Source organism: Flavobacterium sp. GNP008 (assembly GCF_056428965.1).
In genome coordinates this window covers 583,663-597,053 of record NZ_JBWJVL010000001.1, presented here as the reverse complement: position 1 = coordinate 597,053, position 13,391 = coordinate 583,663, and the positions used below count along the sequence as shown (strand labels likewise).

The 13,391-nt window shown below is 37.4% G+C and carries 8 protein-coding genes; 1 reads left to right on the top strand and 7 read right to left on the bottom strand.

All coding sequences use genetic code 11. The features are described 5' to 3' along the window. The first annotated feature begins 38 nt into the window (after positions 1–38). Entirely contained in the window at positions 39–2,927 is a 2,889-nt protein-coding gene (locus AC0608_RS02710) for an alpha-amylase family glycosyl hydrolase (protein WP_478288040.1), read from the top strand. 112 nt (positions 2,928–3,039) lie between these two features. On the opposite strand, the gene acs is transcribed toward AC0608_RS02710, so the two are convergent. The 7 genes from acs to AC0608_RS02675 form a co-directional block, all read right to left on the bottom strand. Then, positions 3,040–4,947 (bottom strand): acetate--CoA ligase, encoded by a 1,908-nt coding sequence (gene acs / locus AC0608_RS02705; RefSeq protein ID WP_478288039.1) that lies wholly within the window; start codon positions 4,945–4,947, stop codon positions 3,040–3,042. Between the two features lie 15 nt (positions 4,948–4,962). Further along, positions 4,963–6,870, bottom strand: coding sequence for an AMP-binding protein (locus AC0608_RS02700; protein ID WP_478288503.1), 1,908 nt, complete (start codon positions 6,868–6,870; stop codon positions 4,963–4,965). Between the two features lie 7 nt (positions 6,871–6,877). After that, positions 6,878–7,240, bottom strand: a complete 363-nt coding sequence (locus AC0608_RS02695; protein WP_417959269.1) for a response regulator transcription factor — start codon at positions 7,238–7,240, stop codon at positions 6,878–6,880. A 3-nt stretch (positions 7,241–7,243) separates the two neighbouring features. Then, positions 7,244–9,949 carry an ATP-binding protein gene (locus AC0608_RS02690; protein ID WP_478288038.1) on the bottom strand — a complete coding sequence of 902 codons (2,706 nt, stop codon included), beginning with the start codon at positions 9,947–9,949 and terminating at the stop codon, positions 7,244–7,246. A gap of 250 nt (positions 9,950–10,199) precedes the next feature. Next, on the bottom strand, positions 10,200–10,427 hold the full coding sequence (locus AC0608_RS02685; RefSeq protein ID WP_417959271.1) for a DUF6814 family protein: 228 nt from the start codon (positions 10,425–10,427) through the stop codon (positions 10,200–10,202). A gap of 11 nt (positions 10,428–10,438) precedes the next feature. After that, positions 10,439–11,974, bottom strand: coding sequence for an MFS transporter (locus AC0608_RS02680; RefSeq protein ID WP_417959272.1), 1,536 nt, complete (start codon positions 11,972–11,974; stop codon positions 10,439–10,441). A 21-nt stretch (positions 11,975–11,995) separates the two neighbouring features. After that, on the bottom strand, positions 11,996–13,375 hold the full coding sequence (locus tag AC0608_RS02675; protein WP_478288037.1) for a porin: 1,380 nt from the start codon (positions 13,373–13,375) through the stop codon (positions 11,996–11,998). Positions 13,376–13,391 lie beyond the last annotated feature (16 nt).

The window sequence follows — 13,391 nt, the reverse complement described above, 5'->3', positions numbered from 1 at the left end:
TCTCATGGATAGCCCTTTTTTTATAAAACCAAATAGCTATGAAAAAAACTATACTTTTATTATTACTTTTCTGGTCACTGATCTCCTTGGCTCAGCAACAAACAGTAACTAGCACTATAAGTCCTAATCCCTTTGAAGAAACAACATCCATTACGATAACTATTGCTGGAAGTAGTGTAAATGAAGCAAGTTGGGGAATTACTGATCATTCTTTATATTTATGGACTTGGTCTTTAGATATCAATGATGCCAATAGCGTTGACTGTCCAACAAATGGTTCATGGACCGCTTCTAACGAGGCTAATAGGTTTACTTACACGTCAGCCTCAGATACCTATACTAAAACATTTACTCCAAATGCCTTTTATAACAGAACCGGAATTGGGAGAATAGGATTTCTTGTCAAAGCAAAGGATGGAACAGGAGATAAAAAATCCCAAGACAACTTTGTTGAAGTCGGCGCGTATCAAGTTAACCTAACAGCACCTGCCGAAAATAGCGCAACAATTATTGCTTCAGGAGGTAGTTTGAGTATTGCTGCTACTAATACCGGTGGAAATGCAAGCTATGTATTGAAAGCAAACGGAAACACTATCAATACCAATACTAGTACATCCAGTTATAGTTTCAATCATACTAGTATTACCGGGAATCAAAATTACGAATTGCAGGTTACTCAGGGAACAACCGTAATTACTAAAAAGTTCAGTGCACTTGTTAATCCGGGTACAGTTAATGAAGCGATGTCTGCGGGATTATTGGACGGAATAAATTACAATACGGGTGATGCAACAAAAGCGACTTTAGTGTTGGATGCGCCTTTAAAAGATTTTGTATATGTAGCAGGAAGTTTCAACAACTGGCAGCCTGCAGGTTCTTTTGCGATGAAAAAGGACTCTGGTTCAGGCAAGTTCTGGTTAGAATTAACTGGATTGGTTCCTGGAACAAATTACACCTATCAGTATTGGGTAGTTGATGCAACCCCTATTGCAGGAACCCCTTCTTTAGTGAAAACTGCCGATCCATATTCGACACTTGTTTTGTCTCCTAATGATGATCCTTATATTCCGGCATCGACTTATCCCAATCTCCCAGTTTATCCGGTGGGACAGGAAAGAGAAGTTACCGTTTTGCAAACAGGAAAAACTCCTTACGCCTGGAGTAGTGCAACCACTAATTTTGTAAAGCCTGCCAAAGAGAAATTGGTAGTTTATGAATTGTTGGTGCGTGATTTTGATGCCAATAGAAGCTATCAAAATTTGATTGACAAAATTGATTATTTCAAAAATTTGAAAATAAATGCGATTGAGTTGATGCCTGTAATGGAATTTGAAGGTAATGAAAGCTGGGGATACAATACCTCTTTTCACATGGCTTTAGATAAATTTTATGGTACTTCGGAAAAGTTAAAAGAATTTATTGATTTATGCCATCAAAACGGAATTGCCGTTATTTTTGATGTTGCATTGAACCATGCTTTTGGAAGAAACCCAATGCTGCGCATGTGGATGAATGATCCTGATGGGGATGGTTGGGGTTCTCCTTCTGTTGAAAATCCATATTTCAATACTGCAGCGATGCACAGTTATAGTGTAGGGGAGGATTTTAATCACCAACAATCCAGAACGCAAAACTATGTGCAACGTGTTATTAAACAATGGGTTGAGGAATACAAAATTGATGGCCTTCGTTGGGATTTAACCAAAGGGTTTACACAGAATTGCCCTGCAAATGTAGCCGGAGGACAAGAAGCGTGTACCGGAGTTAAACAACAAGACCGAGTGGATGTATTGCGAAAGTATGCCGATTATTCTTGGAGTTTAGATCCAACACATTATGCTATTTTTGAACATTTAGGGAATGATGATGAAGAACAACTTTGGGCCAATTACAGATTGAACGAAACACCAAGCAAAGGTATTATGATGTGGGGAATAATGACCAGTCAGTACAATGAACTGTCTATGGGCTATACAGGAAATATTTCCCGTATGAATAGTTCCAGCCATGGATTTACAACGAATAGACTTATGGGTTATGCTGAGAGTCATGATGAGGAACGCCTTATGTATAAAAATTTGCAATTTGGTAATAGTGCAAATGCGGCTCATGATGTCAAAACATTAAATGTAGCCTTGTCAAGAATGTCTGCCTTAGGGGCTGTTTCATTGTTGGTTCCAGGACCAAAAATGATTTGGCAATTTGGAGAACTAGGGTGGGAATCGTCTATTTTTACGTGTAATAATGGAAGTGTAAATTCACCTTCAGATGCAATCTCAGGAGATTGTAAGTTAGATACTAAACCCCAACCACAATGGGCCAGTAATTGGATTGGTGATACAAACAGAAGTGCAATTTATAACGATTGGGCTAAAATGATTACTATGAAAACTGTAGAGGCTGTTTTTTCAGGAACAGCGACCATAGCGAATACTAGTTCTTTGTATCCAAATATCAAAATTACTAATACTGCTTTGGCGTCAAGCCAACTCAAAGATGTATTGATCTTAGCTAATTTTAATGTAACCACTCAAAATGTGGCTACTGGATTTCCTTATACAGGGGTGTGGTATAATTTGATGGATAACACTACGATTACCGTTACTAATGTCAATGATCCAATAACAATCTCAGCAGGAGGATACCGAATTTATGGAAATAAAACAGCAGCTTTGGCAATAGTGGATTATGAAAAAACGCCAACGATTTTGTTGTACCCAAATCCAACTTCAAGCTATTTTACATTAACTGAAACAACTTCTAAAGTAGATGTTTTTTCAGTAACGGGACAGTTGCTAAAAAGTTTTGATGGAGATCAATCGGCAGGACATCAATTTTCTGTTAGTGATTTGAATCAAGGACTTTATCTTGTAAAGGCCTACGATGAAAACAATAGGACTCAAACGATGAAGTTCATCAAAGAATAATAAATGGTGTTTGTTTTAATATTTGAAAGGCTGTCGTAAAAGACAGCTTTTTTTATGTAAAAAAAACTGCTCCATAAATGAAGCAGTTTTCAACCACAATTAAAATTAAAATCTAAATTTTGCCCTCTTTAATTTCTTCCACAATTTCAGGATTCAACAAGGTTGAGGTGTCGCCAAAATTAGAATAATCACCTTCGGCAATCTTACGCAGTATCCTGCGCATGATTTTCCCGGAACGGGTTTTGGGTAAACCAGAAACAAACTGGATTTTGTCGAGTTTGGCAATTGGTCCTATGTGATCGGATATGTGTTGATTAATCTCTTTACTAAGATTTTCTCGGTCTCGATATTCTCCAGTTTCTTTTAAAATTACAAAACCATACAAAGCATTCCCTTTGATGTCATGTGGGAAACCTACAATAGCACTTTCGGCAACTGCTGGATGTTCATCGATGGCATCTTCGATAGGCGCAGTTCCCAGATTGTGTCCAGAAACAATAACGACATCGTCAACGCGACCGGTGATTCTATAATACCCTACTTCATCGCGTAAAGCACCATCTCCTGTAAAATATTTACCGGGAAAAGTAGAGAAATAAGTGTCTTTATACCGCTGGTGATCGCCCCAAATGGTCCTTGCAATTCCTGGCCAAGGGAATTTAATACACAAACTTCCGGTAACTTGGTTGCCTTCAATTTCGTTTCGTTTTTCATCCATCAAAACAGGTTGAATTCCCGGTAATGGTAAGGAAGCGTAGGTAGGTTTCGTAGGGGTTACGAAAGCAATGGGCGAAATCATAATCCCCCCGGTTTCTGTTTGCCACCACGTGTCTACAACAGGACATTTTTTATCTCCTACGTGGTTGTTGTACCAGTGCCAAGCTTCCTCATTAATAGGCTCTCCCACGGAACCAATTACTTTTAAAGAATCTAGTTGATAGCGCTGTACGTATTCGATACTTTCCTTGGCCAAAGCCCTGATGGCTGTTGGGGCCGTATAAAATTGGGTAACTTTATGCTTTTCGATGGTTTGCCAAAAACGACTAAAATCAGGATAAGAAGGAACGCCTTCAAATATCACTGTGGTGGCACCGTTCAATAACGGGCCATACAGAATATAGGAATGTCCGGTAATCCAGCCAATATCAGCGGTACACCAAAAGATATCATTTTCTTCATAGTTGAAAACGTTCTTAAAAGTATAAGCGGAATATACCATATAACCCGCTGTAGTGTGTACCATTCCTTTTGGTTTTCCAGTTGAACCAGAAGTATAAAGGATGAATAAAGGATCTTCGGCATCCATGATTTCGGCCACATTATTATCTGATGCTTGGTCTAAAAGAGGTTGCAGCCACTGGTCACGGCCTTCTTTCATAGGAATGATCGTGTTGATTCTTTTTACAATCAAGACGTTTTCTACACAAGCACAACTCAATAAGGCTTCGTCAACGATTGATTTTAAATCGATCGTTTTGTTGCCACGATATCCGCCATCAGAGGTAATGACCATTTTACATTGGCTATCATTTATTCTAGCTGCCACTGCCGAGGCAGAGAATCCTGCAAAAACAACCGAGTGTATGGCTCCAATTCTGGCACAAGCCAAAGTGGTAATGGCTAATTCAGGAATCATTGGGAGATAAATACAAACCCGATCTCCCTTCTTTATACCTTGTTCTTGCAATACGTTTGCCATTTTACAAACCCGTTCATGCAACTCATTGTACGAAATGTGTACCGCTTGTTCAGTTGGGTCATTAGGTTCAAAAATGATAGCCGTTTTATCTCCTTTTTTGGCCAGATGTCTGTCAATACAATTTTTTACAATATTGACCTTGGCATTGGTAAACCATTTAATTTCGGCATCTCCCATATTAAAATCAACTACTTTATCCCATTGTTGGTACCAAGTAAAATTTTCGGAAGCAATTTTATCCCAAAACTTTCGAGGCTCGCGAATTGATTTTTTGTAATGTTTGAAGTATTCTTCTAAATTATTAATTTTATAATAGCTCATGATTGTGGATAAATTTTATATGTTGTAAATACCTATTTTATACTTTTTTAGTGTGGCGGTGATTTCTGCTACAATGGATTCATCATCTATAGTAGATGGGATTTGGAATTCAGCACCATCAGAAATGCTACGCATTAGTTTTCTAAGAATTTTTCCGGAACGCGTTTTGGGTAGTCGCTGCACGATGACTACATTTTTTAAGGAAGTTACAGCTCCTATTTGCTGTCGAACCAGTTTAATAATCTCATGTTCTAATTGATAGTGTTCGATTTTTTCACCCAATTTAACTACGACTAATGCCAAAGGAACTTGCCCTTTTAGTTCATCGTGAATTCCAATAACAGCACACTCCGCAATAGATGAGTGTGAAGCAACAACTTCTTCCATCTCCGCTGTTGAGAGGCGGTGTCCAGCTACATTGATTACATCATCCGTTCTTCCGGTTATAAAAATATAACCATCTTCATCTTTATAACCGCCATCTCCGGAGAGATAGTACCCTTCAAATTTATTAAAATAACTCGCTTTGAAACGCGTTTCGTTTTCCCAAATGCCCAACAAGTTGCCTGGAGGTAATGGTAACTTTACGACTACTAAACCTTCTTGATTTGCAATTAATTCTTCTCCATTTTCATTAAAAATCCGAATGTCATAACCACAAACGGCTTTTGTTGCTGACCCGGATTTGACGGGCATTTTTTCAATACCAAGTGAATTGGCAATCATTGGCCAGCCCGATTCAGTTTGCCACCAGTGGTCAATTACCGGTATTGGGATGTGTTTTTGATACCATTCTAAAGTGGCATTGTCACAACGTTCTCCGGCCAAGAATTGATTTTTTAGTGCACTTAAATCGTATTGTTTAATAAATATTCCGTCAGGATCTTCTTTTTTGATGGCTCGAATGGCAGTTGGCGCCGTAAACATCGTACCTACTTTGTGTTCAGAGATTATTCTCCAAAACGTACTTGCATCTGGAGTTTTGATTGGTTTTCCTTCGAAAATTATGGTTGTATTCCGATTTAATAACGGCCCATAAAGGATGTAGCTGTGGCCTACTGCCCAACCCATATCTGAAGCAGCCCAAAAGGTCTCGGCTTCCTTTACATTATAAATATGTCTCATTGAAAATTTCAAAGCAACCGCATAACCACCGGTATCTCTTACAATTCCTTTTGGTTTGCCCGTAGTTCCTGAAGTATATAAAATATAGAGCGGATGATTGGAGTTCAAAGGAATACAAGGCGTTTCTTCAGACCCGTAAACCAACGCGTCATAATCCACATCGTACTTTTTAAACGGAATTCGGGCCCCTAATTTTCGGTTAAAAACAATTACTTTTTTTGGGCGATGTGAAGCAAGTGCAATGGCTTCATCTACCAATGGTTTATAAGCAATTAACCGATCAACTTCGATTCCTGATGATGCCGTAATAATTGCTCGAGGTTTGCAATCATCGATTCGAATGGCCAATTCATTTGGTGCAAAACCACCAAATACAACTGAATGGATTACCCCAATTCTCGCACAAGCCAGCATCGCAAAAGCAGTTTGAGGAATCATTGGCATGTAAATTATGGCGGTATCTCCCTTTTTTAATCCCAGTGATTGCATCCCTCCCGCCAGTTTTGCTACTTCGGTTTTTACTTCCGAATAGGTGTATTTTTTAATAGTTTGTGTTACCGGAGAGTCATAAATAAAAGCAACTTGATCCCCATGTCCATCCTGAACATGCTTGTCTAATGTAAGGTAACAAATGTTTAATTCACCATCGTTATACCAAAGTGGGTATCCGTTTTTATCTTTCGATAAAATAGTTTTTGGTTTACTGTACCATTCAATAGCATCGGCCTGAGCTGCCCAGAATTTTTCTGGTTGGTTTATGCTTTGGGTATAAATTTCTTCGTATTTCATGGTGTGAATTTGGCTCTTATTGAATTAAATCCTGAACTTGTTCTACTAATTTTTTGACGGAGAAGGGTTTGACCACATATAAATTAGCGCCTAATGAAAGTCCTTTTTCGATGTCTATTTCCTTGTTTTTTGCTGACAGGAATATGACTTTACAATGCTGTAAACGGTCGTCTTTTTTTATTTGTTCTAATGTGGCAAAACCATCTACCATTGGCATCATGACATCCAGAATAATCACATCGGGTAATTGGTTTTTCAAAATATCTAATGCTTCTTGACCATCTCGCGCTATGAAAACTTCAAAATTGTTTTTTTTGAAAGTATATTCCAGTGACATTACAATGTTTGGTTCGTCGTCTACTATTAAAATCTTCTTCATTTTTTAACTGTTTGCGGTTGTATTATAGTTGGGCAGTCTAAAGATAAAAGAGGCTCCCTCCGTGATGTTTTCTTCTGCCCAAATTTTGCCTTTATGATGTTCAATTATTTGTTTGCAAATGGCTAAACCCAATCCGCTCCCTATTGGTTTTTTTACATTCTGGTTTCTGGACTGAAAGAATTTGTCAAAAATGGCTTCAAAGTCTTCGGGGTTAATTCCCTTACCATTGTTGTGTATTTTGACTTCAATATAGTCTCTGTTTTCATGAATGGAAATCACTATTTTTCCCTCGGTTTCAGAACAAAATTTTATGGCATTTGATATTAAATTATGAATAACCTGAATGATTCGTTCTTCGTCATAAAAGGCTTTTATTTCTTTATTAGAATCATCGAATTCAATACTAATGTTTTTGTTTTTAATTAATTGATTCAGCGAATCCAGTGTGTTTTTAATGGTTTTTGTGATGTTGTTTTTAGACAAATAAATTTTTTGTTTTCCGGTTTCGAATTTTTCTAAATCCAGAATTTTATCAATTAAACGATTCAAACGATCCGATTCGGATATTATGTTTTGTAAAAACTGTTTTCTCAGTTCTTCCGGAATGTCATCATCGTCATGAAGAATCTCACTTGCGGCACGTATTGCGGTGATTGGGGTTCTTAATTCATGGGTAACGGTGTCTAGAAACTCGTCTTTTTGAATGTCTTTATTGACCAGTTCCTGATTGGCATTTTTCAACTGTTCGGATATTTTTTTTAATTCATTTGAAGTGTCCGTCAGCTTCTTATTAATGATGATATTTTCCTTGGATTCTTCTAAAATTCGCAGTACTTCTGGCAGGCTTATTTTGTCTTCCTTGACTACACTGGAGATTAATATTTTGGCGGAAGCCGTACCAATATGTCCAGTCAATAGATTTTCTGCAAACTTTATAAAACGCGCATCGGCGGTGGTAATATTCTTGTCAATATTGTATTTTAAATTGAATATTGTAAGCGCACGTTTTGTCCTTTCTTCACCAAGAAATCGCTGCAACACTTTTTGAATATCGGAGATGTAAGCGGTTCCTTTCCATACAAAAGCATTTTCGTGGTTGGTAATGTATTTGTCAATATCAACAAACATTTCAGCATAATTACGTTCTCTGTAATTTCCCTTGAAACTTACGGAAATAGCCATATAGCTCATCATATTAATTAACAAACTCCAAAAAACAGCATGGGGAATAGGTTCTAAATAATCCAATCCAAAAAGTTGAAAAGGTTTCAGCAATTCAACACCCCAAGGTCCTTCTTGAATAAACAGGCTTGTGGATTCAGTTATTCCAACAGCATACGGAATTAACAGCGTGTAAAAACAAGTTAGAAAGCCAAGAATAATTCCTGTTACGGCTCCCTTCTTAGAGCCTCTTTTCCAGAATATTGCTCCAAAAAAAGAAGGAGCCAGTTGGGCTATAACGACAAAAGCAACCAGTCCTATGGACACCAAAGAGTACTCCAAAATGAAAATCCTATAAATGGCATACGCCAAAATAATAAGCGAAAAAATTCCTATTTTTCGGCTAATTAAGATCCGCTTGTTGTTTTTTTCCTGTGAAGAATTCTGAAGTGAACCTATGAATCCATACGGAATTAACAAGTTGTTGCTTAACATGGTTGCCAATGCAATAGAGGATACGATAATCATTGATATGGCTGCCGAAAATCCTCCCAAAAACACTAGAACAGTTAGTGTATTATTATTGAAATATTGTGGAATTAATAAGGAATACGTGTCGGAATTGTATCCTTGGCCTTCAAAAAGAATGTTTCCTCCCCAGGCAATTGGGAAAACAAAGATATTAAAAAGCAATAAATACAATGGGAAAAGCCACATTGCTGTGCGGATGTGACTCTCTTTATTGTTTTCAACAATAGCTGCGTGAAACTGTCGAGGCAAAAGAAAAATGGCAAACATAGATAACACACACAGAAAAAACCAGTTAATCCCATCCGTAATACTTCCAATGGTATTCTTTTTTTTGAAATTTTCAAGTACAACCGCTTTTTGGTAAATGTCATCAAATCCATCAAATACAAAGAAAGTGACGTAGATACCAATCATTAAAAAGAAAACTAGCTTCAAAATAGATTCCATGGCTACGGCGGTTACGATACCGCGTCTTTTTTCGGAAGCGTCAACATAACGTGTCCCGTAATACGAAGCAAATAATGCTAGAGCGATACAAACATAAGTGGTAGTATCAGTAAAAATATTTTCGCTTGATTGGGTTTTACTGACAATATGAAAAGTGTCTGAAATGGATTTTAGTTGTAAAGAAATATAAGGCACTATTCCAAAAATACAAACCATAGTGACTAATGCTCCTAAAAATCTACTGTTTCCGTATCGTAAAGAAATAAAATCTGCAATACTTGAGATTTTATTTACTCTCGAAATTCGAATAATTCTCTTCAGGATTATCATCCAAGTGGGTATAATAATTATGGGTCCTAAATAAATAGGTAAATAGCCCAATCCAGTATCTGCCGCTACACCGATGCTGCCATAGTAGGTCCAGGCCGTACAATAAACGGCTAATGAGAAAGAATACACATAAGGATTGTTTGTCCATTTAGAATGTTTTCTTTTTTCGGACCAATGTGCTATGTAAAATAAAATCGAGACATACAGTGCTAAAATCAATAAAAGCCAAATACTATTCATAATACCTTTTTATAATTAAGTACGTAATAGCAATTGAAAACAACCATGCCGAAAAAATGTAAAGATAAATTATGGGGAAACCAAAGAGAGGTTTCGAACTGTCAAATAATAGCAAAAGCGGAATGTTCAATGCTAATAGAATTAACACTGAAAGAATAACCAACTTTTGTTCATGTCTTTTTTTCATTGTATAAAAAATAAACAATCTCTACAAATGAATGCAGAGATTGTTTGCTTGGAAATGATTTAATTAATTGTTTTTTTCATCGTAATCTCCCATCAAGGCATAATACCCAAAGGTACCTAATCCTAAAACGATTAATGGCGTAAGGATGAAAAGGATGATTATTCCGAATACTAAATCCTCTTGCTTGCCGGATACAAATTTTGGTAATCCAAAGGTGAAGATGCAAAAATAGGCAGCGGCGATTGCTAACGCTATCCAGACTAATCCTAAAAGTCTTTTTATTTGATTCATAGTTGTGTTTTTTAAATGTGAGCGTTTTTGTCTTTGTTTTTAATGTAAACCATTCCAATCACAAAACAGATGGAAGCAATAACGATAGGATACCAGAGCCCTTCAAGATAAAATTCCGGATCACCTGCCTCTTTTGCATTGATAACAAAATAAGTCGAGATGGCAGGAAGTAACCCTCCAAAAATCCCATTTCCTACGTGATATGGTAATGACATAGAAGTATATCTAATTTTAACTGGGAACATTTCAACTAAGAATGCTGCAATAGGACCGTAAACCATAGTTACAAACAAGACTTGTATGAATACTAAAAAGATCAAAGCCCATTCATCGGCTGTGTTGATTTTTAGAGTTGTTTTAGTTTCTATTTTAGCTTTACCATCTACAATCATAGCCTTGCCGTTTTCTAAAGATACGGTTTTCACTTCAAGCAAAGTGGTTCCATCAGCAAACTCTTTGTTTGTGGTGTAGATAGAATCCATAGTTTGTTTCTTGTTTTCTTTCAACTCAGCAATTAGAGTTGTTTTTTCTACCATTTCTGTTTTATTGGCTACTGATGTAGTTTCGTACATGCTTTTGTAAATAGGTCTGTATAATAGGATGGCCAATAGCATACCACCCATCATAATGTATTTTCTACCAACTTTATCGCTTAACCAACCAAAAAGAATAAAAAATGGTGTGCCAAGGATTAATGCGATTCCTAGTAAAGTATCGACTTGTGATGAATCAATAGACATTACTGTTTTCATGAAGTTCATAGCATAAAATTGGCCCGTGTACCAAACAACCCCTTGGCCCATAGTAGCACCAAATAATGCTAATAATACAAATTTCAAATTGTACCGATTTCCAAAACTTTCTTTCAGTGGATTTGTACTTGTTTTTCCTTCGGCTTTGGCTTTGGCAAAAACAGGAGATTCATCCATGTTTTTTCGAATCAAATACGAAACAAATACCATGATTATAGAAACCCAAAAAGGAACTCTCCATCCCCATTCGTCAAATTGTTCCGGAGTAAGAATGTTTCTTGTGGCTAAAATAACCATCAAGGAGATAAATAATCCAACAGTTGCCGTAGTTTGAATCCAAGAAGTCCAATACCCTCTTTGTCCTACTGGCGCATGCTCGGCTACATAAGTGGCAGCTCCACCATATTCGCCACCCAGCGCAAGACCTTGAAGTAATCTAAGAATTAATACTAATAATGGAGCCATAAACCCAATGGTTTCATAACTCGGGATACACCCTATCAAGAATGTTGCACCACCCATTAATAACAACGTAACCATGAAAGTGTATTTTCGACCAATTAAATCGCCTAATCTCCCGAAGAAAAGAGCTCCAAACGGGCGCACTACGAATCCGGCAGCAAATGTTGCCAATGTAGATAAAAAAGCTGCAGTAGGATTGTCTGAAGGGAAAAATTTTGTTGAAATTACAACTGCTAAACTTCCGAAGATATAGAAATCATACCATTCAATCATTGTGCCCATTGAGGATGCGGAAATGACTTTCCATATTCCTTTTGTTCCTTTAGTACTCATAAATTATTTTTTAGAATTAGTTTATAGATAAATTTGTAGTTGTACTACGAATTCCCCTTTAGATCCTGAGATAGTTGAGGGAGTAGTGTAAACCGGCCTTGTTGAATATTGTGCCGTGATTTTGGCGTGTTGCCCATCTAGGAAGAAGTTCGTTCCAAGGTCAAATTGGGTGCTGGACTGATCTAAAGCATCAAAGTTCTTGTACGTAAAAGCTCCAAATGGCTGTACGCGTACTTTTGGTTTGGCTGCTTTGCTGGGCAACAAAATTCCTGCTTGAGTATACCAAATATTTCCTGATCCAATAGTAGCTTGTGCGTTTCCAGGACCAGCCATTGCTCTGTTTCCTGTAAAGTTAGGGTCAACAGAGCCAATATTCATAATGGCTACATTACGTAAATAATTGGGTCCAAAATCATAATCATAAAAAACGCTGTATCCTGTAAGGGCCATTTTGTTTTCTTTTTTTCCAACCGGTAAATCAAGAAAAACATCTGCCGCAAAAAGATTGATGTTGTGTTTGCTAATAGTGTTGTTAACGGAAGACTTAGTTGCATCAGGAGCAGTGTAAAAACCAGCACCGATGTTAAATACTTTTTTAGTTCCAAGGTAACTTCCCACTTTATACGGCAGTACATTAGCTTCTTGATCTATAAATTGGTATTCAAAATATCCTGCTTTTGACCATTTTGTATTTCCACTATTGTCAACCGCTACGGCATTTTCAGCTGAAGTTACATTTGTAGGCGCTAAGTTGGTCGCAAATGGTTTGTTATAGCTTACCCTGTATTCTAGTTTTCCATATTTACCCTTGGCAAATAAGCCCATTTGTCGGGCAAATTGATCGGAGTTTTCAATTAATGGCCAGTTGAAGATAGGCGCGTCAATAGTTAAAAAGTTTAATGTAGAGGCCATTGTGGCTCTGGATAATCCCATGTAATAGTGCAATCCTCCACCCAAAGTCATACTGAATTTTTTGTCTTTTTCAGGTAAAACTAACGCGTACTCGTTCCAGGCATCGTGGAAAAATATCCCTGGTTTTTTTCCGGCTCCATATCCTCCAGTTCCTGCAGATCCTGCAGCGCCTCCATTGGTAAAGGTTTGATTGTTGATACCAAAGTGGGTCACAATCATGTATCTTTTTGATATTTGGGAATAGGCTAGAAAACGCAACCGCCTGTTTCCTATATCCGTTCCAGTTGAAGCCGATTCGCCTCCTATCATTGTTCCTGGATTCATTTGGCTGGAGCGAAACCATATCTGGTTCCAGGCAATGAAGCGCATGTATTTTGAACCATCTTCGTTCAAATTGAATTTCATTCCGCTACCGTAATCGGTGGAGCCTTGCGAAAATCCTTCCAGAGACAATAATAATATTGCAGCAGTAAAAAATATTTTTTTCATAAATAGAATTTGGGTA